Below are 22,144 nucleotides of genomic sequence, written 5' to 3' on the forward strand. Positions count from 1 at the left end.
CTAGGCGCGGGCCGGGCCGAGCGCCAGCCTGGCCGTGACCGTCTTGGGCCGCTGGTACTCGTGCAGCGCCAACACGCTCAGGTCCGTGCCCTGTCCCGACGCGCCCCTGCCCCCGTGCGGCAGCTCGGCCGTCTGCACGAGGTGGCAGTTCACCCACGCCTCGCCCGCGTTCAGCCGGCCCGCCACGTCGAGCCCGAGCCCGATGTCCCGCGTCCACACGCTCGCCGCCAACGCCTGCGGCACCCCGCACGCCATGCGCAGGGCTGCCTCCACATCGGGCGCCCACTGCACGGTCAGCAGCGGCCCGAACACCTCCCGCACGACGGCCGGATCGTCATCCGGCAGGTCGGCCAGCACCCGCGCCCCGCGCCAGAAGCCGCCCGCCTCCCCGGCCCCGGGCGCCACCGCGGCCACCACGTCGCGCTTCGCGCCCGAGGCCGCCACCAGGTCGTCGTAGCGCGCGGCCTGGTCGGCGTTGTTCAGCGGCCCGAAGTCGCGACCGGCCACCCGCTGGGCCATGGCCCGCGTCAGGTGCTCGACGGCCGCCTCGTAGTTGTCGCGCAACGTGATCACCCGGGCGGGCGCCGCGCAGCTCTGGCCCGCGTTGTACGTGACCGCCCGGGCCAGCTCCGCCCAGGTGTCCTCGGGCGCGTCGGGCAACACCACAGCGGGGGCGTTGCCACCGAGTTCGAGGCTGACCCGCCGGGCCCCGGCCCGGGCCGCCACGTCGGCGCCGGCCGCCTCGCTGCCGGTGAACGCCACCATGTCGACAGCGGCCTCGACCAGCAGCCGGCCCGTGGTCCGATCGCCGGGCAGGGCCTGGAGCACGCCGGGGCCCAGCGCCTGGTCGGCGTGGTCGGCCAGCAGCGCCAGCGCGTCGGGCGTGGTCTCCGCCGGCTTGGCCACCACCACGTTCCCCGCGGCCAGCGCGGGCGCGCACCGCCAGGCCGCCATCATCAGCGGGTAGTTCCACGGCACGATCACCCCCACCACACCCAGCGGCTCCCACCGCACCCAGCTCTCGTGCCCGGCCACCAGGCGCCCGGCGGCCGGGGCGAGTTGGGCGCGGGCCGCCGACGCGTAGAACCGCAGCAGGTCGGCGACCTGCTCCAGCTCACCGGCCGCCTCCGCCGCGGGCTTGCCCGTACCCGCCCGCTCCCGCGCCACGTACGCGTCGGCGTTCTCCTCGACCAGCGCGGCGAGCCGCTCCAGCCGGCGCGCACGCTCCCTCGGCGTCAGCGCGCGCCAGGCGGGCCAGGCCGCGCGCGCCGCGGCCACCGCGTGGCCCACCTCCTCCGCGCGCCCCGGGCTCGCCACGCCCCGCACGCGCCCGGTACGGGGGTCGACCAGCGACAGGGTCGCCGCGCCCGATGTCGGGTTGCTCATGACTCACGTCCTCCAGGTGTCGATACGTCCAACCCGCCCGGCCCGGCACCCCGGGCCGCGCCACGCCCCGAGGTCCACCGACCCGAGCGGCCACGCCTCACAACTCGTAGGAGCGCAACCACAGTTCGAGGGTGAGCACCAGCCACACCTTGCCTCCCTGCCGGGGGAGCAGGGTGCCGTCGCCGCGCATCCAGGCGCGCACCGTCTCCGGCCGGAACAGGCCCCGCCGCCGCGCGGCCGAGCCGAGCAGCAGGTCGCCGCCCAGCTCGCGCAGCGGCCCGCTCAGCCACTGCTGCACCGGCACCCGCATCCCGCTCTTGGGCCGGTCCACGACGGTGGCCGGCAACAGGTCCCGCACGGCCTCCTTCAACACCCACTTCTCCACGGTCCCGCGCAGCTTCAACCGGGGCGGCGTGGCGAAGGCGTGGTCGACGACCCGCCGGTCGAACAGCGGCGCCCGCCCCTGCAACCCCCGGGACGCGGTCAGCCGCTCCACCTTGGTCAGGATGTGGTGCGCGCCCTTGGTCCGCAGGTTGCAGTGCAACAACTGGTTGAGCAGGTACTCCATCCGCCCCGGCCCGGTCAGGTACGGCTCGACGAACCGCTGCGGGGCGGGCGCGTCGACCAGCGCCCGCAGCGCGTCGGCCGTCAGCAACTCCGGCAGGTCGCTCCAGCACTTGCGGTACGAGCGCAGGTACGCGGTGGCGCGGTCCTCGCCGCCCAGCGGGTCGCGGTGCATCTCGTGGACGAGCATCGGCAGGTTCTTCGGGCCGCCGAAGACCGGATCGCCACCCTCCCCGTTGAGCACCACCCGCAGCCCGTCACCCGCCACCGCCTCGGCGAGCATCAGGTTGGGCACCGTCAACGGGTCGCCCACCGGGCTGTCGAGCAGCGCCGCCGCGTCCGCGAGCCGCGCGGCCACGGCGTCGCCGGAGACCGTGAGCACCCGGTGCCGGGTGTGGCAGTGCGCGGCGACCAGCCCCGAGTAGCCCAGCTCGTGGGGGAGTTCATCGCCGAAGCTGATCGAGTACGTGTGCACTGGTTGGTCGTGCGCCTTCGCGGCCAGCGCCGTCACCAGCGAGCTGTCGATCCCGCCGGACAGCAGCACGCCGACGGCCTCGCCCGCCGGCAGCCGCCGCGCCGTCGCCTCCTCCAACGCGGCCCGCAGGGCCAGCACGTACTCCGAGGCGTTCGCCGGCTCCGGGTCGGCCACGTGCTCACGCGGCTCCCAGTACACCCGCTCGGTGACGGCACCCGACGCCGACAGCCGCACCACGCGCCCCGGCAGCACCTCGTGCACGCCACGCAGCAGCGTCTCGTCGCCGGGCAGGTAGGCGAAGGTCAGGAACGAGCGGACGGCCGCGAGGTTCACGCCGGTGCCGAGCGCCGGCCAGCGGCGCAGCGCCCGCAGCGACGACGACGCGGCCCAGCAGCCGTCGGCCCGGGCGTAGAACAGGGTGCGCGCCCCGACGTGGTCGCGGATCAGCAACAGGTCGGCGCCGTCCCGGACGGCGAGCGCGAACATGCCCTCGGCCAGCGCGACGCCCGCCTCCCCGAGCCGGGCCCAGCAGCGCAGCAACAACTCGCCGTCGGAGCAGCCGGGCGGCGGCACGTCACCGGCCGCCACCAGCGCGGCACACAGCTCCGCGCGGTTGTGCACGGTGACCTCGCCGACGCCGGTCAGCCCGTGGGCGGCGAAGGGGCCATCCGCGTGGCCGGGCTCGGAGACGACCAACCCGAGCCCGGGCGCCAACGCGTCCGCCGGGACGGCGCCGACCGGCCCGCCCGGGGTGGCGCCCATCGCGGCGAGGTGGCCACGGGCCCGTTCGGCGTCGGGCGCCAGACAGGCGCACAGGCGAGCCATGACAGGCTCCTCTCCCTCGTCTGCGTGCTCGACCAACGGGCGAGCCTGTGGGTGGGTGAGTGGACGGGTAGGCGCGGCGCACGTCGACCGCGTCGCGCGTGCCACCCGCGGGTAAGCACGGGGGCGGGAACCGGGGGCGGGTCAGCCGAAGTCGTCGTCGCTCCAGCCACCGTCGTCCGCCTCCCAGTCCCCCTCCCAGCCCGCTTCCTCCTCGCCGCCCAGGCCGACCTCGCCGCCACCGCCGCCCGATCCCTGGGCCGCCTGTTGCTGCCGTAGCGCCTCCTCCTCCGCCGGCGTCAGGTACGGCGGGGGGAGCTGCGCGGCGGTGACGGCCAGACCGGCCACGCCGAGCGCGGCCAGCGCGGCACCGGTCCGGCCGCCGAACGACGTCCGGTTGACGAGCATGGTCTCGCCCCGGCCCCACACCGTCCGGCCGTAGCCGATGTCCCGCCCGTAGACCACCCGCCCGTCGGCGTAGGCGCGCTTGATGACGCGCTGGCCCAACTGTTCGTCGGTGCCCGACGCGCCCCGGTCGTCGTGCCAGTGCACCAGTCCGTCGTCCCCGCGGCGGCGCCACTCCTGGCGGCCGTCCTCGTACGCGCGGTGGACGCTGCCGTCGGCGAGCAGCTCGTCCGTGTAGCCGATGTCACGTGGCCGAATCATGATCTGAGGTCCTCGGGTGTGCGGTCGACGGTGGGCGGGCGGTGTCCCGGGCAGCGCGCGGCGCCGGGCGTGCCGAGCGGCCTCACGGCGTCGGCCAGGTGAGGAAGCCGGCGGCACGCAGGTCACGCAGCTCGTTCCAGACCGTCGGCCGTGGCGGGCGTGGCCCGCGCGTGCGGCGCAGCACCGCGCGCAGCAGCCGATCCGGCGGTACGGCGGCGAGCTGCGCGAACCGGCCGCGCGCCAGCCAGGCCACCTCGCGCGGGCGCAGCCCCCTGGGCAGCGGTTCGGGCAGCGCCACCGGCCCCCGGGCCCGCCCGGACGCCAGGTGCAGCGCGGCGGCGTGTCGCGGTACGAGCCCGAGCGAGGACACCCGCACCCCCGGCACCGGGCCGAGCCGGGCCCGCAGCCGGGCGGGCAGCGCGACACCGGTCGGGCTCGCGTCGTGCAGGACGTACACGGTGGCGCCCTCCGCCCGTTCCAGGGCGGCCACCAGGCGGGCGTCGAGCGGCCAGCACTCCTCGGCGGCCACGACCGGGCAGCCGGCCTCCAGGTGCACGTGGTTGGCGACCAACATGCGCGCCAGCGAGCGGTCCTGGCAGACCAGCAGCCGCGGCAGCCCGTAGTCGTACAGGTCGGGCTCCCGGGCCTGGCCCGCCCCGGGGCCGGCCGCCGCCCCGATCTCGGCCTGGCTCAACAGGCCCGGCACCGCCGTCTCGCGGGCCCGCAGCGCCCGCGTGAAGTGGGTCAGCCGCAGGGAGGGCGCGGGGGAGTGTGGCAGGCGGCCCAACAGGGCGGGGGCGGGCCACAGGGCGCGACACGTCGCGTAGTAGAGCTGACGCTCGGTGAAGCGAATGCCGCCGGGCGCGGCGGCGCGCGCCGCGGCCACGGTGATCGCCCGGTCGACGACCCGCGTCGCGAGCCCGCGGCCCGCCGCCTGTCCCTGGTGCCCGGCCGGCACGCCTGGCGCTGTCATGGGGTCGTCCCGCCCTTCGTGTCAGCGGCGCCGGGAGCGGCGGGCCAGGTCATGAAGCCGGTCGTGGCGGCGCGTCGGTGCCGCGGGTCGCCCGCGATCCGGCCCTGCTGCACGGCCTGCTCCACCGCGCGCTCGACCACGGTCACCAACCGCGCCGGGGGCACCGCGGCGACCGGGTACCACCAGCCGTCGGCCAGCCAGTCGGCCAACGTCAACGGCAGCCCGGCCGCCGCGCGCAGATACGCCGAGCTGACCCCCGACGGCTCGCTCAACCGCCGCACGAGCCGCCTGTCGCGGGCCGTGCGCACCGAGAGGCCGGCGTCGACGACCACCCGGCCGGGCAGCGTCGCCCGCGTCTCAAGGGCCAGCAACGCGCCCTGCGCGCTCGCGTCGTGCAGCACCACGACCGGCACATCGGCGGGCAACTCGTCGACGGTGGGTGCCACCGTCATCTCCAGTCGCCGCGGCAGGCCGTTGACCGACAGGAAGGCGCCGACGGCCCGGTCGGAGCAGAGCAACGCGACCCGCGGCACGATCGCCGGCCGCGCCGGGGCGACGTACAGCTCGTCGTCCACGATCCCGGTCGGCAGCGCGCCGTACACCTGCGTCCACCGGCCGCGCATCATCGCGCGGAAGGAGGCGTACGAGGGCTCGACGCTCGCCCACGCGGGGCGGGCCGGCGTGTACGCGTCCTGGGCCTTGGCCGCCATGCCGCACACGAACAGGCACGCCATCGCGGCCAGCCACCACTTGAGGCCGGGCTGCACGGGGAGCGCGATCGTGCCCGCGATGATCCCGGCGACCACCGGCGCCACCAGCAGCCAGACGTACCGGCGCGGCTTGCCGCTGGGCGGCCGGGCCTCCGTGTAGTGGTTGCCCGTGTGCGTCAGGTACCAGAACTGGGTGAGGGTCACCTTGAGCCGCCCGTCCTGGGTGACCTGCTGGGCCCGGCGGCGGACGCGCAGGTCGTTCATGCCCCGCCCGTGCACCTTGGGGTCCAGGGCGAACGCGCGCTGGCAGCGGGAGCACGTGCTGCCCAGCCGCTCCTTGCGCAACAGCCTCGCCTGGCAGTGCGGACACGTCATGGCGCCCCCTCGTCCGGCCAGGTCAGGAAGCCGACGGCGGCGGCGCGTCCCCGGTCGGCGCTGGCGGTTCGCCCCACCCGCTCGGCGACGCGGCTCACGGCGTCCAGGAGTCGGCCGGGTGGGACCGCGACGAGCGGATACGTCCAACCCTTACGCAGCCAGGCCAGCTCGTCGGAGGTGTAGTCGCCCACCTCGGCGAGACGGGACAGCACGGCTCCACCGGGCTGGTGGTCCCGGTAGGGCACCGCGTTGGGCACGCCGCGCACCGCGCGCAACGGCACCCCGGCGTCGATGACCCTGCGCCCCGGCAGCGCCTCGCGCACGCGCCAGGGCAGCAACAGGCCCGGCGCGCTGACGTCGTGCAACACGATGACCGGGCCCCGCGCGGACACCTCGGGCAGGTCGCGCACCAGCAGCAGGCCGTGGCGCTCCGGCAGACCCGCAGCGGCGATGAGGGTGGCGACGGACAGGTCGGGACACAGCAGGGTGGTGGCCTGTCCGGCGCCGGACGCGCCACCGGGCGCCGGATAGCGCCGGTCCTCCACCACGCCCGGCGGCAGCTCGCCGTACACCTCCACCCACGGCTCCAGTACGTCCCTGCGGAACGCGCCGGGCAGCATCTTCGGCCGCCCCTGCTCACGGTCGGCCGCCGCCACCAGGCACAGCACCAGGGCGAGCAGCGCCAGCACGAAGCCGAAGTAGGCGAGCGGTGCCGGGCCGGCGAAGAACCCGCCCGTGAGCAGGGCCGCGCCGAGCAGCGCCACGGCGACGTAGGCACCGCCGATGGGGCGCGACCGCAGCGACCTGCGCGACAGGGCGTACCACAGGTGCCCCGGCGTGCACGGCAACCGCCCGTCGTCGGTGATCTTGGCCACCACCCGACGCACCCGGAGATCGTGCAGCCCCAGGGGGTTGGTCTTCGGATCGAGCGCGTAGCGCCGCCGACACTTGCTACACACGTGGTGAGGCCGCTCCTTGCGCAGCAGCGACGCGTCGCAGTGCGGGCAGATCACCGCGGGACCTCCAGGGCGCTGGCGATCCGGCGCATGCGCGTGGCCAGCCGCTCCCGCACGGTGGTGGTGCCCGTGCCCCGCAGCCGTTGCGCGCCCTCGATGTCGCGCAGCGCCGCGGCGAGCGCCGCGAAGTCGGTGCCGGCGCGCGGCACCGTGCCCAGCGGCCCGTCGGCTGTGACGGCACCGGCCTCGGCCGGCCCGCCTCCGGAGGCCGCGGCCGAGCGCCGCTCCGCCTCCCGGGCGGTGATCGCGTAGTCCTCGTGGTCGATGCCGTAGCCGGTGTTGGCGGCCAGGATGGTCAGCGGCGCGCCGCCCCGGTTGGCGAACGAGTGGGGCATCATCTCCGGGATACGGATCATGACGCCCGGCACCAGCGGGACCTGGGTGACCTCCGCGCGGTCCGCGTCGTAGAGGCCGCAGGCGGCGTGGCCCAGGCTGAGGACGAAGTGCTCGCCGCCGTGCGCGTGCGGCGTGAAGGCGCTGCGTGGGCCGACGACACCCAGTTTGACGGTCGCGTTGGAGGGCCGTCCGGGCGAGGTGGCGGCGTCGCCGACGAGGTAGTGCGCGAACTGGCCGTCGTCGATGAAGCGGAGGAACTCCCGCTCCGGCCCCAGCTCCCGGACGCCGTCCCGGTCAGCGAAGACGATGCCGCCCCCGGGCAGCAGCCCGTACAACTCCACGCCGCCCGGCAGCCTGCCGGCCAGCCGCCGCATGCGCCGCAGCCCCGCGCCGTCGAGCCATCCTGATGAGACGTCACACCGCGAACTGTTCTGCGACATGCTGGACACCAAGCCCCCCGTGGTCCCGTGTGCGCATCCGTATCGTAAGGCGCTGATCGCCGGCAGCGGGAGCGGGCGGCCGATTCTCGGCAACAACCTGCGGGCCCCGCACACCGCGCGACCCACCGCCGCCTGCCGGAACACCGCACTCCGCCGTGACTCCGCCGTGGCGCCGCGCGCACGCGACGGGGCGGACGCGGCCGGCGGCTCGCCGCACGATACGGTGCGCGACCGACGACTTACGTCCAGTTCCTCGACATCGGCACCGGCATCCCCACCCAACCTGCACGAGGTGGCCCAGGGCATCACACCCGAGAGCCGGGTGGTCCACGTGGACAACGACCCGATCGTGCTGGCCCACGCCCAGGCCCTGCTGGACAGCACCCCGCAGGGCCGCACCAGCTTCCTCCAGGCCGACCTCCGCGACCCGGAGTCCGTCATCGACTCCCGGGAGGTGCGCGACACGCTCGACCTGTCCCGGCCGACCGCCCTGAGTGTCATCGCGGTCGTCCACTTCCTCGACGACGGTGACGATCCGTACGGCATCGTGCGGCGGCTGGTGGAGCCGCTGCCCAGCGGCAGTTTCCTGACCCTGACCACGGCCACTGCGGACTCCGCGCCGGACCAGACGACCGGCATGGCGCGCAAGCCGTGAGCGGGGCCGCGGGGCCCCACGGCCCACGTGACGGGAGGGCCCGGCGCGACGGGAGGCTGGTCCCGCCGCGCCGGGCACCGGCGCCACCCCTGTGAGCGCCCGTGCGCAGGGCAGGGTCAGCCACGGGGGGTGGCGGTGTGCGGTGAGATGGGGTGGGGGTTACACGGCTGCTGCGGGCGCGCGTTGGGTGTTGTCGATGTCACCCTTGATCTGGTCGTACACCAGCGAGATCCGGGTGCCCCAGTTCGGGCAGCCGCCCAGGTGGTGCAGGGCGATGACCTTGTGCGACGAGGCGGCCAGCACCGGCGAGCCCGAGTTGCCGCCGGACGTGTCGCACCGGTAGCCGGTGTTGACGCCGGACGACACGACGTCGATCTTGCAGGTGGCGCCGCCCTGCGTCTCCTCGTAGAGGGAGAGCCGCTTGGGCGTGGTGTCGCCGTGACCCGGGATGTAGATGCGCTCGCCGGCCTTGGGGGTGCGCGGGTCGAGGTAGAGCGTGCCGTACTTCTGGATGCTCTCGAAGCTGTTGACGCTGAACAGCGCGTAGTCGAGATCGGACAGGGCGCTCAGCTTGATCAGTTGCTGGCCGCTCACCTTGGTGCCGGGGCCCGGGTTGTTGCCGCCGCAGGTCGCGCACTGGTAGTCGAACTGGAACTCGCTGGCGCGCAGGTCCGCGGCGCTCTCCATGCAGTGCTGGTTGGTGAGCATGCGGTTGGTGTTGCCCACCCGCCATGCCGTGCAGTGTCCCGTGCCCCTGAGCAACTGGCGGGCGACGGCGTTGCCACGGGCGTACTCGGTGGGGTGGCTGGTCCGGTAGCAGGCCACGTCCCGGCGCGCGTCCGTGCCGCACACGCTCCGGGTGGACGGGGCGCGCGCGGCCCGCTCGGCGGCGTCGAAGCCGCGGAAGTGCTTGTCGATCCGCACGCCGTAGCCACGGCGCGCCAGTGGCTCGGCGTCCCGCGCCCCGGTCGCGTGCAGGGTCACGACCGCGGTGTCGCCGTCGATCGACAGGGCCGCGAACCCGGAGTCACCGTGCACGGTGTAGTCCGAGCCCCGGTCCCGGTCGGCGTAGTACGTGTGCACCTCGCGCCGGTCGGGGGAGGCCACGGTCACCCGGTCGTCGCCGGCGAGCTTGAGGGAGGCGAAGTGCACCTTGACGTAGGACGCGCCGGGCGAGCGGATCTCCGTGCTCCAGGACCGGCCGGCGTCGCCGTAGCGCAGCGAGCGCTCGCTCGCCCGCTCGGTGCCGGCCGCGGAGGGCGCGGGAGCCGAGGCGGGGTTGGCCGAGGTGGGGTTGGTCGAGCGGGCGGCGGAGGCCGCGGCCGGGGCGGCGTCCGACCGGGCTGCGGACGCCTGCGGAGAGACGGGGCCGAAGCTGACGGCCACGAGACCGGTTGCCGCGACGGCGAGACCGGCCAGGCGGCCCCAGCGTCTGGTGGAAACCATCACACACTCCTTTGTGGGGGAGGAATCGGTGTCCGGCGAGCGCCGATCGGCCTCCTTCCCGCGCGTGACCGTGCGCCGCCGGTGCGGAGCCTTGCACACGCGTTCGTTTCAGAGAACTGTCAACGGGCCATAACATTCGGCCAGTTCGGTCCGAGCCCGCCCGCCGCGCGGCTCGCCCACCACGCCATGGCGCCCCCCTCGCGCGCCCGGCCGCGCGACCAGCCGTCCCACGGGCCGGCCCGAGCACCCGTGCCACCGGGCCGTTGTCGAGGCGGGATCGAGCCAACCGCCGGTCACGTGGCCGGCGTTCGCCCAGGGGATCGGCGGGCGCGCGCGTTAGGGTCAGCCGTCATGCGCGTTCTCGTCTTGGGTGGCACGTCGTTCGTGGGCCGTGCGGTGGTCGAGGAGGCCCTGCGCCGCGACGTGGAGGTGACCCTCTTCGGCCGAGGGAGAACCGGGATGGACCTCTTCCCACGGCTCACCCGGCTCATCGGCGACCGGGACACCGGCGACTACCGGGCCCTGGACCGGGGCCGTTGGGATGCCGTGGTCGACGTCAGCGGCTACGTGCCCCGCCACGTGGGACAGGCGATGGACGCCCTGCGGGAGCGGGTCCACCGGTACCTGTTCATCTCCAGCCACGCCGTCTACCAACAGGCGGGCGTCGGCCCCGGCTCGGACGAGGACACGCCGCGCCGCGCGCCGTTCCGCGCCACCGAGGAGATCGACGGCGAGACCTACGGGCGGCTCAAGGTGGCCTGCGAGGACGACGTGTGGGCACGCTACGGCGAGCGGGCGACCATCGTGCGACCCGGCAGGGTGGCCGGCCCCTACGACCCGTCGGACACCTTCACCTACTGGGTACGCCGGGCCGCCCGTGGCGGGCGGGTGGCGCTGCCGGCCGATCCGGAGCAGCCGGTCCAGATCGTGGACGCCCGGGACCTCGCGCGCCTGGTGGTGCGGCTGGTCCTGGACGACCGCCCGGGGGCGTTCACGGCGGTGGGGCCGGCCGAACCCGTCACGCTCGGCGGCCTGATCGCCACCTGCGGGCGGGTGGCCGGAACCGTCCCGGAGATCGTGCGGGTGCCGGCGGAGTCCGCGCCGCCGATGTTCCCGCTGGTGCGTCCGGTGTGGTCCTCCCAGCAGCGCAGCGCGGCGCGCGCCCGGGCGGCGGGGCTGACGGCGACACCGCTCGCGGTGACGGTCGCGGACGTGCTCGCCTGGGACCGCGAGCGCGGCACCCCGCCGATGAACCGCGGCTTCACCCCGCACGAGGAGGCCGCGCTGCTCGCCGGCCTGGACGGCCGCGCCACCGCCGACTGAGCCACTGCCGGCCGACCCGCACAGCGCGAGGAAGCCGACCCGGCGCACACGCTGACGCGCGGACGCGCGAGCGCGCGAGCGCGTGCCCCGGCCGCACCGCCACTGTCTGCCCATCGGCGCCAGACGCCAGGAACCGGCCGCCCCCGCCGAGCACCGGCCCAGCCGCCGAGCACCGGTCCAGTCGCCCGGCGCGCGAGCGTTCCCGCGCCCGCCCCGCCGGCACCCGCCGCCGCGTACGTGGTGCCGACACGCCCCTGCGGGCGTTGCCTTGGCGCTAATTGGTCTGTACCTAAGCGGCGAGAGGCAGCACGCTTCTTGACCAAGCCATGTCATCTGGCGTCACGCACGCCACCCCGCCCCCAGGCGCACGCCCCAGCCCCAGGTACGAAAGGTGCCCATCATGTCCCCACACCGCTCGGAGCACCCCCTCCGCACCGGCCCCGGTATCGGACGCCGTTCGTTCGTCGGGTCGCTCGGCGCCGGCGTGTTGGGCGCCGCCGTGCTCGGCGGGGCGTCCGCCGCGCAGGCCCTGCCGGCGCCCGCCACCGGCGGGCGCGCCACGGCCGCGCCGCGCTACGCGTTCCTCGGCACGTACGGCAGCGGGATCATCACCTGCGCGTACGACACCGCGACCGGCGCGCTGACCAGGAAGAGCGCGTTCGCCGCGGTGACCGACCCGTCCTTCCTCGCCCTGGCGCCCTCCGGCAAGGTGCTCTACGCGCTGGACAACGCGGGCCGCGAGGGGGCGGTCCGCGCGTTCACCATCGGCGCGGGCGGCCGGTTGGCGGCGCTGGGGCGGGCCCAGTCCACCGGCGGCGCCAACGTCACCCACCTCGCGGTCCACCCCAGCGGGCGCTACCTGCTCAGCGCCAACTACGGCGCCGGCAGCGTGGCCGCGCACACCCTGGGCGGCGACGGCCGCGTGGGCGCGCGCACCGCACTCGTCCAGCACGTCGGCTCCGGCCCCGACCCCGAACGCCAGGAGGGGCCGCACGCGCACCAGATCCTCACCGACCCCAAGGGCGCCTACGTCTTCGCCGTCGACCTCGGCACGGACACGGTGTACACCTACCGGCTCGGTCCGGGCGGCGCACTGCGGCCCGTGTCCGAGGCCAGGTCGGTGCCCGGCGCCGGCCCCCGCCACATGGTGTTCCACCCCACGGCCCCCTACGCGTACGTGGCCAACGAGCTGAACAGCACGATCACCGTCTGCTCCTACGACCCGTCCACCGGCGTCCTCACCAACGGCGACAGCCAACCCACCCTGCCCGACGGCACCGACCCGGGCACCCGCAACTACCCCTCCGAGGTGACCATCTCGGCCGACGGCCGCTTCGTCTACCTGTCCAACCGTGGCCACGAGAGCATCGCGCGGTTCGCCGTCACCGGCGGCGGCGCCGGCCTGCGGCTGCTCGACACCGTGCCGTGCGGCGGCTCCTGGCCCCGGCACATCAGCCTCTCGCCGGCGGGCGACCTGCTGTTCTCGGGCAACCAGTACGGCAAGACGATCGGCACGTTCACCGTCGACAAGGAGACCGGCGCCCTCACCCGCTCCGGCCCCCCGTTCGCCACCGTCTCCGTCGGCTGCGTCCTGCCGACCTGACCGCGCCGCGCGCCTGTTCGCGCGCGACGGGAAGCCGGAGCGCCAGGCCCGACGCCACCTGGGAGCGCCCCGCGGCTGGGCAGGCCGCGGGGCGCTCCGGGGTTGGGTCTCGCCGCGTGACCAGGCTGGCCGACACCGCCCCGACACGGCCTGGCCACGTCGGGCCGTGGCCAGGCCGTGTCGAGGGGCTGGGCGAGGCGCGCTGGCGCGCGTTCGCGCTAGCTGATGTTGACGTCCACGCAGGCGTAGAAGGCGTTGGCGGTGTCGGCGATGTTCCATATCGCCAGCACCTTCTGCTTGCCGGAGATGTTGCCGAAGTTGACCTGGTGGGTCACCGTCGAGCCAGGCTGTGCTCCGCCGTCGTTGAACTCGGCGACCTTGGTGCTGCCCACGAAGTACTGCCAGGTGCTGGTGGCGTGGCGGGCGGTCAGGCGCCAGTTGAAGCTGGTGGTGCGGCTGACGGGGGTGACCTTCCAGCCCTTGCTGTTGTCGTCCAGCTCGGAGAAGCGGCCGTTGCCACCGCTGCAACTCCGCAGCCCCTTGGGGCCTTCCACGCTCTGCGGCTCGTACTTGATGGGCCCGCAGGCGATGGTGCCGGCCGCGCACTGGGCCTGCCGGCTGGGGGGCGAGGAGATGTAGCCGTGGGCGCTGGCCGTGCCGGAGGGCAGGCAGACCGCCAGGAGTGGCGCGATGGCCGCGCCGAGGGTGACGGCCAGCTTCTTCTTACCGTGCATGTCGGCTCCTTCGGTGGGGGGCCCGCTGTGGGCGGGCGATGGTCGCGGGAGGCACGGGCGCGGCATGTCAGGGGCGACCGGGTGGGGGTGCGCGGCTCATCGCCGGCCGGTGCGGCGGCCGACGCCTCCTACTTGGTCTAGACCGTACTGCTTGTCGGGACACGGTCAAGAGGGTAGGTCGGTGCGAAACTTCCGCCGTCGTCGCGGCGGGTCCGGTGCCGGGCGTGGTGGCCCCGCCGCGGCGCAGGTGACGGCCGTACGGGGCGGCGCGTGCCGCGTACGGGCGCGGGCTCGCGTGGGCACGGAGACGGCCGACAGGCGAGTGCCTGCCGGCCGTCCGTGTGCGGTGTGAGGGGCGTTGAGGGTGTCAGGTCAGCAGGCGCCGAGGTCCTGCCAGACGCCCCACTCGCCGGTGGTGCCGGGCTCCTCGCCCACCGTCCACCACTTGGCCTTCCAGGTGTGACCCTGGTGCGAGACCTGCTGGCCGCCGGTGTAGACCGTCTCGGCCGACCAGGGGCTCGCCGAGCACTCGCTGCCGTTGTCGCCGACGACGGTCAGGGTGTACGAGGCCGAGTGGTTCACGTCGGCGCCCGCGCCGTTGACGCTGATCGTGTACGTACCCGACTTCACCTCGGGGGCCGCGGTGAAGGTGAGGGTGGAGGACTCGCCCGCCGTCACGGAGCGCGGGCTGAGCGAGGTGGCGATGCCCTTCGGCGCGCCGCTGACGGTCAGGTCGATCTTCTGCGCGTCGCCGGCCGTCACGGCCGTCCGCACGGTGGTGGTCGCGGTGCCGCCCGCGGTGACCGAGCCGGACGTCGGCGTCGTCGTCACCGAGAAGTCACTGGTCGGGGGCTTGGTGTCGCTGGTGAACGGCGCGAAGATGCGGCTGAAGTCCCAGGTGTTCTGCTCGATGCCCGAGCAGTCGTTGCGCGCCCCGCCGCCGGGGCAGCCACCGTTGTCCCGCTGGAGCGCCCACATCGACAGCGTGTTGATGCCCTTGCCGACCGCCCAGTTGTACACCTGCCTGGCGTTGGCCAGGGTGAACGTCTCGGCCGGACCGAAGTCGTCGACGCCCGGCATCTCGGTGACGCCGATCATGCCCCACAGCTGCGCGTCGGTCTTGTCCGGGTAGAGGCGGGCGAGCTGGTCGCGCAACCCCTGGGCCGCGGTCTCGGTGTCCTTGGCCATGTCGTGGGGCTGGTTGTCGTAGTAGTCGAACGTCATGATGTTCGCGACGTCGACCTTCGTACCGTTGCTCACCGCGTTCCGGAGCAGCGCCAGGCCGCTTTCGGCCAGCCCGCGCGTGGTGGTCGGCAGCGTGTACGAGACCTCGAGCTTGCGGCCGTTCTGCGCGGCCCAGTCCTGGACCTTCTTGATGGCCTTGTTGCGCCGGTCGACGCTGGCGGTGTTGTCCAGCGCGTTGACCTCGATGTCCATGTCGAGCCGCGAGATGTCGTAGGTGGTGATCACCTTCTGGTACGCGGCGGCGATCTTGTCGACGTCGTTGCAGCTCTCGGCGATCTCGGTGCCGGTGGTGCCGGCCGTGTAGCCGCCGAACGAGGGGATGATGTCGCCGCCCCTCGCCTGGATCGTCTTGATGTCCTCACCGAAGGTGGCCTGGGAGATCGGGGTGCTCGTGCTGCCGTTCCAGTACGGCGTGCAGGAACCCTTGGCCTCGGTCTGGATGAAGGCCATCGTCAGGTACTTCACGCCGGCTTCCTTGGCCATGGCGGCCGGGCTCTCCCCGGTCCAGGCCTCGAAGTAGGGGGCGAAGACGCGGGGCGGCAGTGGGGTCGCCGCCTCGGCGGTGCCGCCGCCGATCACGGTCATGCCCGCTGCAACCACAGCGGTGACGGTCGCGGCGAGGGCCGCGCGGAGCGAGCGCTTACGTCTCATGATTGTCCAAGCTGAGTGAGAAGGGGCCGCTAGGAATCCCGGTGCGCAGCGGTTGGGGATTATGGAATATCCCTGGCGATATGGGCATGTCAATGGTCTGAACCAAGGTAGGACTAGACCAATTCATGCCCTTATTCCGCCCACCACTCCCGCACCCCCGGCGCCGCCCCACCGTCACCGACGCGTCGCCGAGGCCGCCCAGGGGCCCGCTCCGCCCGTATCCCGGGGTCAACGGGGTCCGCGCGGGCCGCGCGGCCAACTCCCGGCGCGGGGTGGCACAGTGACCCATGAGGCCCGCGGGACGAGTGAACCACCGAGCCGATCTTCCGCCCGCCGCAGCGCCATTGAGGCCCCGTCACACGCCGCGCACGGCCCGCGCCGCGTACGGAGACCGGCCGCCGAGCCAACGGGGCGCGGGTGCCCCGAGCCCCGGTCGGCGCGCCAGCCCGCCGCGTCCTGCCCGGCCGCCCGGACCCCGGCCGCGCCCCCGCCTCACCCCCGCGCCGAGCCCCCGGCGCATCGCCCCGGCCGGGCCGGCGACCCCGGCAACCCCCGCCCCAGGTGCTGGGGCGCGCGCCGGTAGGCTCGCCTGCCAACGCGAGCTGAGGGGGCGGCCATGCACGGGTTACAGCCAGCGGACCCACCACGCGTAGGGGAGTACGTCGCACTCGCCAGACTGGACGCGGCGCGCTCCCCGCGCGTGCCGCCGGAACGCCGCTACCTGGCGCGCGGCGCCGACGGCGAGCGCACCGTCCTCGTCAGCCTGCCCGCGCCGGGCGCCGACCCGGCCCGCTGGGCGGCCGAGGCGCGGTGGGCCAACCAACTGAACCAGCCCGGATTCTGGCCGGTGGCCGAACTCGGTGGCACCGCCGCCTTTCCCTGGCACGCCTCCCCGTACCAACCCGTCCTCCCGCTGACCGCGGCCCTGGCCGCGCACGGCGGCCCGCTGCCCGAGGGCGCGGTGCGCGCCATCGGCGCCGCGCTGGCCGAGACCCTGGCCTCCGCGCACGTACTGGGCATCACCCACGCCGGCGTGTGCCCCGCCGCGGTCCTGCTCACCGCCTACGGCCCGCTGCTGGCCTGCTTCGGGACGGTACGCGCCGCCGCGCCCGAGGGCACGCCGCGCGCCGGCCTGCCCGGCGTCGACCAGGAGTGCCTGGCCCCGGAGCACCTGGCCGGCGCCCCGGTCGACCCGCGCGGCGACGTGTACGCGCTCGGCGCGGTCCTGGCCTACGCGGCCACCGGCCACGCCGTACCCGAGCGGAACGAGATCCCCGCCGGGTTGCGCCCGCTCATCTCGGCCTGCCTGTCGCGTGACCCGGACGGCAGGCCCGAACCGGCCCACGTCCTGGCCGAGTTGGCGCCCGGTGCCGCGTACGGAACCCTGACCGCCACGGCGGAGCCGGTGTCACTGCCGGGCCGCGTCGTCGCGGCCCTGGCCACGCAGTCCGCGAACGCGCTCGCCGCCGAACTCCCCGCCCACCCCACGGAGGTGCGCTAGCGACATGCTGTCGGCCCTGTTGCACGACGATCCCCCCACCATGGGTCCCTACCGGCTGGTGGCCCGGCTCGGTGGCGGTGGCATGGGCACGGTCTACCTGGCCCGCACGGCGGGCGGGCGCACCGTCGCCGTCAAGACGCTGCACGACCGCCTGGCCGCCCAACCGGCACTGCGCGCCCGCTTCCGGCTGGAGACCGACGTGGCGCGCGTGAACGGCGGGCGGTACGGCGCGGCGGTGCACGACGCCGACCCTTCCGCGCCGCGACCCTGGCTGGCCACGGAATACGTCATCGGGCCGCCGCTGGACGTCGCCGTACAGGCCGGCGGGGCGCTGCCGGCGCCCGCGGTGCGCGTGGTGGGCGCCGCCCTGGCCGAGGGCCTGGCGCGGTTGCACCGCTCGGAGGCGGTGCACCGCGACCTCAAGCCGTCCAACATCCTGCTCACCGCGACCGGGCCGAGGATCATCGACTTCGGCATCGCCCAGGCGATCGGCGCCGAGCAGGGCACCCAGGCCGGCGACGCCACCGGCACGCCCGCGTTCATGTCACCGGAGCAGGCGGCCGGCCTGGCACACGGAGCGGCCGGCGACGTCTTCGCGCTCGCCGGCGTCCTCGTCTTCGCGGCCTCCGGGCACGGCCCGTTCGGCGCCGGCGGGCCCGCCGAACTCCTCTTCCGCGTCCGCTACGCCGAGCCCGACCTCGGCGGCGTCGACCCCGACCTGGCCCCGGTGCTCGCCCGGTGCCTGGCCAAGGACCCGGCCAACCGGCCCACCCTCGACGAGCTGGCCACCGAACTCGGCGCCGGCGAGGCCCCACCCTCGTGGGTGGACGCGCTGCCGGACGCCGTGCTCCGGGAGATCGCCCGGCGCGGCGCCGAGGTGTGGCGCACACCGCCGGACCGGCAGCCACCCCCACCACCCGACGTGCCCGCGCCCGCCGCGGCCCCGGCCGCCCCCGGCCCCTCGCGGCGCCGGCTGCTCGCGCTGACCGGCGGCGCGGCGCTCGCCGGTGCCGGCCTGGCCGGCGGCGGAGTGTGGGCCTGGCTGGCCGGCCGGGACACGACGAAGGACGACGCCAGGAAGCCCGCCGAAGCCAAGCCCACGGCCGCGCCGGCCAAGCCCCCCGCCCGGCTGTGGACGTTCCCCGTCCGCCGCCCGGAGGCGTACGGGGACGTCCTGCCGACCAAGCAGGGGCTCGCCGTACCCGCCGGCATCGTGCTGACCGGTGTCAACGCCGAAAGCGGCGAGGGCACCTGGCAGGCCAACATGGGCGACGGCTGGCGCTGGGCCAGCGACGGCACCAGGGTCTACGCGCTGCGCGAGCACGACGAGGGCCGCTCCCTCGTGCTCGGCGAGATCGACCCCACCAGCGGAAGGCTCGCCAACCCCCGGGTGGACACGACGGACTTCGCCGGCGACGAGGTGCGCAACCAACTCCTGTGCGTCGCCGGAGGCCGCGCCTACCTGACCGCCCGCACGACGTCAGGCAACCGCTGGTACCTCCTGGCCGTCGAACTGCGCACCGGGCGCGAGCACTGGCGCCGCCCCGTGGACGAGCCGGGTGACCAGTACGGGCCACCCTTCCTCGGCGGCTCGGTCACCGGCGAGAACCTGTTCCTGTGGCGCAAGGACCCCTACACCGAGTCCGTCGAGGTGGCGGTGCACGCCACGCGCGACGGCAGGCAGCGGTGGTCGGAGACGGAGGGTTACAGCAGCGTGCCGCCCAGCCGCATCGTCCGCGACGAGCGGCATGTCTACCTCTGCGACGAGGCGGTGATGGCACGTGACCTGTCCGACGGCGCCCTCGGGTGGCTCTTCGGTGAGAACGGCAGCCGCGACGTCGGCGACAGCGCGGGCGAGGAGCGCGTGTACGGGGCCCCCGCCCTCCGCGACGGCGTCCTGTACTGCACCGAGGGCGACCGCGGCGTCGTCGCCGTCGACGCCCTCACCGGCAGCCTCAACTGGCTGGAGAAGGACTTCAAGGGCCGACGCCTGAACCGCGACGTGCCACCGGTGATCGGCAGGAAGTACCTCTACAGCCTTGACGACCAGGGGCTGCGCGCGGTGGACCTCACCACCCGGCGCGCCGTGTGGACGTACGAGACCGACGCGACCGTGCTGACCCCCGACTACGCGCGCGAGCGCCTGTACGTCCGGGAACTGCGCGAGACCTTCGCCCTGCCCCTGGCCTGAGCCCCCGCCCCGCACCAACCCACCAACCCATCGGCCCACCACCACACCAACCCACCGGCCACCAGACGCGCCCCCCACCCTGCGCCGGTACGCCACGCCCCCCACCGCCAAGGAGCGCACCGCGTGAAACCCCTCGGCCCCGGAGACCCACTCCGCCTCGGCCCCTACCGCGTCGTCGGGGTCCTCGGCGAGGGCGGCATGGGCAAGGTGTACCTGGGACGGGACGCGCGGGGGCGCCCCGCGGCCGTCAAGGTACTCCTGCCCGAACTCACTCAGGACGAGAACCTCGCCCAGCGCTTCGTCCGAGAGGCCCAGACCGCCCGCTCGGTCACCAGCGAGGGCGTGGCCCGGGTGCTCGGCGCGGAACTGGAGGCGGGCCGACCGTGGATCGCCTCCGAGTTCCTCGCCGGCCCCACCCTGGACGACGCGGTGCGCCGGTACGGGCCGTTCGGCGACGCCCTCCTCCGCGAGGTCGCCCGCTCCCTGGCTCGGACCCTCCACGACATCCACACCTCGGGCCTGGTCCACCGCGACCTCAAGCCGTCCAACGTCGTCCTGACCTCGCGCGGGCCGCGGATCATCGACTTCGGCATCGCCCGCCCCGAGCACGGCCTCACCCTCACCCGAACCGGCCAGGTGCCCGTCACCCCCGGATACGGCGCACCCGAACAGGCGCTGGGCCGACGGGTCGGGCCGGCCGCCGACCTGTTCTCGCTCGGCACCGTCCTCGCCTTCGCCGCGGCGGGCCAACCGGCCTACCGGGGCGCCGAGGTGGCGGCGGTGCTCTACGAGGTGGTGCACGGCCAACCCCGCCTCGAACGCGTCCCGGGCCCGCTGCGCGAACTGCTCGAACCGTGCCTGGCCAAGGACCCGGCCGCCCGCCCCCTCCCGCTCCAGGTCGCCGAAGCCGCCTCACCGCCCGCCGGCAGCGAACGCCTGTGGCTCGTAGGGCCGTTGGCCGACGAGATCCGCCAGCGGGAGGCCGCGGCCCGACGCCTGGTACAGGACGAGAACACGGTGGGCCCGCCACCCAGCCACACACCCACCCCCACCGGAACCAGCACCCGTCCCACCCGCAGACGCCTCCTGCTCACCCTCACCGGCGGGGGCACCCTGCTGGCGGCCGGCGCGGCCGGCACCGCCTGGTGGCTGACCGACGGCGCCGACGAGAGCCCGTCCGACCCGTTCGACATCCCCCCGGCCGCGACGGTGCGGCCCGCCAGGCTCGGCTCCGACAACGGCACCCCGCGGGCCCTGTGGGGCCCGCTCCCGAGCGTCGCCGACAGCGGCTCGCCCCGCCCCCTGCCCGTCCGGGACGTGGTGGTGTTCGCCGCCGCCGGCGGCGGGATCGCCGCCCACCGGGTCACGGACGGCGAGCCCCGGTGGCGGGCCGGCGACGCCCGCGCCGACGCCGGGTACCTGTCGATCGCCGACCGGCTGGTGGCCGCCGCGGACGGGGACGGAGTACTGCGCACCTACGTCGCCTCGACCGGCGCCCCCCGATGGACCGCCGACATCCAGGCCACCACCCTGCTGGCCGCCGACGCCGACCACGTGTACGCGCTCACGTCCGAAGGAGCCGTACGGTGCGTGTCCACGGCCGACGCGCGCGTCCTGTGGACCCGCCGCCCGCCCCTCGCGCTGGCGGGCGGGCGCCCGACGGCGGCCCTGGGGGCGGGCCTGTTGGTGACCTGCGCGGCCTCCGGCGACGTGGCCGCCATGCGCACACGCGACGGCGCCAGGGCATGGGTCCGCACCGGCCAGGCCGCCGCGGCACTGCCGCCGGCCATCGACGGCGGCACCGTCTTCCTCGGCGGCCACACCCTCACGGCGATCCGCGCCAGCGACGGCGAAACCCTGTGGAGCCACGACCCGCTGCACCCGGTACGGGGCACCGCCTACGGCTTCGGCCCACCCACCGTCGCGAGCGGGGTGGTCTTCTCGCTGGACAGCGAGGCGCTGCGCTCCCTCCAGCCGAACGGTGACGAGGCCAACCCATCCGCCTTCGTCACCGGCGTCGCCCCACCCTGGCAGCCACCGGTGGTCCAGGCGGGCAGCGTGTGGGTGGCGGAGAGCCGCGAAACCGGCGTGAGCGGCCTGCCCCGCTCCAGCCCTCGGGTGGCCCAGACGTACCCGCTCACCGCCAGACAGGGCCGCACCCTGGCCGGCGACGCCAACAGGCTGTTCGCCCTCAACGGGGGCTCGCTGCTCGCCCTGCCGGTCTTCTGACCCCCACGCGCCCGCGGCCAGGTCGGGTCACAGCCGGTGCCGGGGCGCGGTCCACTCGTGGGGCCAGCGCATCCACATCCCCGGCTCGTCGGAACGCCCGCTGGGCGGCGACCAGATGAGCGTCTCACGGGGCAGCAGGATGCCCCGCTCGCCCCAGCCGGCGAGGACGGGCCCGGGAGCGCGGCCGGGAAGGCCGCCCACCGGGTAGGGCGCCTGGCCGAGCGCTTCGAGGCGGGCCAGGGCGTCGTAGAGGTCCCGGGTCGCGCGCTCCACCTCGGCCCGGCGGTCGCCCGTCACGAGTGCGCCCACTGCCGCGCGGGGATCAACGCCCACACCTCGCGGCTGACCCGCCCGCGCCGCGTGCCCCACCGCTCGGAGAGCGCGTCCACGATCAACAGCCCGCGGCCGGACTCCGCGAGGTCCGTGACGTCCACATCGCCGTCCTCGACCGGTCGGCGGGCCCGTGGCACGGTGTCCCCGGTCGGCCCCCACACCCCCAGCCGCACACCCTCCGGGGTGCGCCGGACGTGGCACCACACCATGCGCAGCCGCCCCCGGTGCCGACCGTGCTCCACCGCGTTCGTGACCAACTCGCTGACCAGCAGGGCCGCGTGCTCGATGGTGTGCTCGTCCAACCCCCAGTGCTCCAGGGCCGTGCGCACCTGCCTGCGGGCGATGGCAGGCCCCTCCGGCTCGGCGGGTATCCAGCGGCGACACGCACAGGCCGGCTGACTGCCGCGCCGTGTCGAGGGTTCCTCTGGAAAGCGATAGCTCATACGCTCAACCATGCGCGCAGTTTGCAC

Annotated in this window: 18 protein-coding genes; 6 read left to right on the top strand and 12 right to left on the bottom strand. The window is 75.1% G+C overall.

Going from position 1 to position 22,144, the window contains the following annotated elements; all coding sequences use genetic code 11:
- From AC3CHW_RS33755 to AC3CHW_RS33785, 7 genes are all read right to left on the bottom strand, one after another.
- The gene (locus tag AC3CHW_RS33755; protein ID WP_488469036.1) at positions 1–1,386 is read right to left on the bottom strand and encodes an aldehyde dehydrogenase family protein; all 1,386 of its coding nucleotides are present in this window, start codon (positions 1,384–1,386) and stop codon (positions 1–3) included.
- A 97-nt stretch (positions 1,387–1,483) separates the two neighbouring features.
- Positions 1,484–3,250, bottom strand: coding sequence for an asparagine synthetase B family protein (locus AC3CHW_RS33760; RefSeq protein WP_488469037.1), 1,767 nt, complete (start codon positions 3,248–3,250; stop codon positions 1,484–1,486).
- Positions 3,251–3,391: 141 nt separating this feature from the next.
- Positions 3,392–3,913 (bottom strand): hypothetical protein, encoded by a 522-nt coding sequence (locus AC3CHW_RS33765; protein ID WP_488469038.1) that lies wholly within the window; start codon positions 3,911–3,913, stop codon positions 3,392–3,394.
- Positions 3,914–3,995: 82 nt separating this feature from the next.
- Positions 3,996–4,886, bottom strand: coding sequence for a hypothetical protein (locus AC3CHW_RS33770; protein ID WP_488469039.1), 891 nt, complete (start codon positions 4,884–4,886; stop codon positions 3,996–3,998).
- On the bottom strand, positions 4,883–5,971 hold the full coding sequence (locus tag AC3CHW_RS33775) for a hypothetical protein (protein WP_488469040.1): 1,089 nt from the start codon (positions 5,969–5,971) through the stop codon (positions 4,883–4,885). Before AC3CHW_RS33775 ends, AC3CHW_RS33770 begins: the two co-directional genes overlap by 4 nt.
- On the bottom strand, positions 5,968–6,930 hold the full coding sequence (locus AC3CHW_RS33780) for a hypothetical protein (RefSeq protein WP_488469041.1): 963 nt from the start codon (positions 6,928–6,930) through the stop codon (positions 5,968–5,970). Before AC3CHW_RS33780 ends, AC3CHW_RS33775 begins: the two co-directional genes overlap by 4 nt.
- A gap of 50 nt (positions 6,931–6,980) precedes the next feature.
- Complete coding sequence (locus tag AC3CHW_RS33785) at positions 6,981–7,763, bottom strand: cupin domain-containing protein (RefSeq protein WP_488469042.1); 783 nt, start codon at positions 7,761–7,763, stop codon at positions 6,981–6,983.
- 292 nt (positions 7,764–8,055) lie between these two features.
- Between AC3CHW_RS33785 and AC3CHW_RS33790 the strand changes: the two genes are divergently transcribed.
- A complete protein-coding gene (locus tag AC3CHW_RS33790; protein ID WP_488469043.1) occupies positions 8,056–8,418 on the top strand; it encodes an SAM-dependent methyltransferase in 363 nt (120 codons plus the stop codon).
- 159 nt (positions 8,419–8,577) lie between these two features.
- Here the strand turns inward: AC3CHW_RS33790 and AC3CHW_RS33795 are convergent, their stop codons facing one another.
- Positions 8,578–9,864 carry a trypsin-like serine peptidase gene (locus AC3CHW_RS33795; RefSeq protein ID WP_488469044.1) on the bottom strand — a complete coding sequence of 429 codons (1,287 nt, stop codon included), beginning with the start codon at positions 9,862–9,864 and terminating at the stop codon, positions 8,578–8,580.
- 351 nt (positions 9,865–10,215) lie between these two features.
- On the opposite strand from AC3CHW_RS33795, the gene AC3CHW_RS33800 reads away from it, so the two are divergent.
- Both AC3CHW_RS33800 and AC3CHW_RS33805 read left to right on the top strand, forming a co-directional pair.
- Positions 10,216–11,187, top strand: coding sequence for an NAD-dependent epimerase/dehydratase family protein (locus AC3CHW_RS33800; protein WP_488469045.1), 972 nt, complete (start codon positions 10,216–10,218; stop codon positions 11,185–11,187).
- A gap of 400 nt (positions 11,188–11,587) precedes the next feature.
- Positions 11,588–12,790: a lactonase family protein gene (locus AC3CHW_RS33805; RefSeq protein WP_488469046.1), complete on the top strand. Its 1,203-nt coding sequence runs from the start codon at positions 11,588–11,590 to the stop codon at positions 12,788–12,790.
- 218 nt (positions 12,791–13,008) lie between these two features.
- Here AC3CHW_RS33805 and AC3CHW_RS33810 read toward each other — a convergent pair whose 3' ends face one another.
- Complete coding sequence (locus AC3CHW_RS33810; protein WP_176160004.1) at positions 13,009–13,524, bottom strand: lytic polysaccharide monooxygenase auxiliary activity family 9 protein; 516 nt, start codon at positions 13,522–13,524, stop codon at positions 13,009–13,011.
- Between the two features lie 372 nt (positions 13,525–13,896).
- A complete protein-coding gene (locus AC3CHW_RS33815) occupies positions 13,897–15,420 on the bottom strand; it encodes a glycosyl hydrolase family 18 protein (RefSeq protein ID WP_398609426.1) in 1,524 nt (507 codons plus the stop codon).
- Positions 15,421–16,120: 700 nt separating this feature from the next.
- On the opposite strand from AC3CHW_RS33815, the gene AC3CHW_RS33820 reads away from it, so the two are divergent.
- From AC3CHW_RS33820 to AC3CHW_RS33830, 3 genes are all read left to right on the top strand, one after another.
- Complete coding sequence (locus tag AC3CHW_RS33820; protein WP_488469047.1) at positions 16,121–16,921, top strand: protein kinase family protein; 801 nt, start codon at positions 16,121–16,123, stop codon at positions 16,919–16,921.
- 4 nt (positions 16,922–16,925) lie between these two features.
- Positions 16,926–19,112, top strand: a complete 2,187-nt coding sequence (locus AC3CHW_RS33825) for a protein kinase domain-containing protein (protein ID WP_488469048.1) — start codon at positions 16,926–16,928, stop codon at positions 19,110–19,112.
- A 123-nt stretch (positions 19,113–19,235) separates the two neighbouring features.
- Positions 19,236–21,341: a protein kinase domain-containing protein gene (locus AC3CHW_RS33830; RefSeq protein ID WP_488469049.1), complete on the top strand. Its 2,106-nt coding sequence runs from the start codon at positions 19,236–19,238 to the stop codon at positions 21,339–21,341.
- Positions 21,342–21,368: 27 nt separating this feature from the next.
- On the opposite strand, the gene AC3CHW_RS33835 is transcribed toward AC3CHW_RS33830, so the two are convergent.
- Positions 21,369–21,638: a hypothetical protein gene (locus AC3CHW_RS33835; RefSeq protein ID WP_187060532.1), complete on the bottom strand. Its 270-nt coding sequence runs from the start codon at positions 21,636–21,638 to the stop codon at positions 21,369–21,371.
- A complete protein-coding gene (locus tag AC3CHW_RS33840; protein WP_459247494.1) occupies positions 21,635–22,129 on the bottom strand; it encodes an ATP-binding protein in 495 nt (164 codons plus the stop codon). The genes AC3CHW_RS33835 and AC3CHW_RS33840 overlap by 4 nt, the downstream gene beginning before the upstream one ends.
- Between the last annotated feature and the right edge of the window lie 15 nt (positions 22,130–22,144).

This window comes from Streptomyces sp. MGP-BFMKR1 (genome assembly GCF_057766585.1).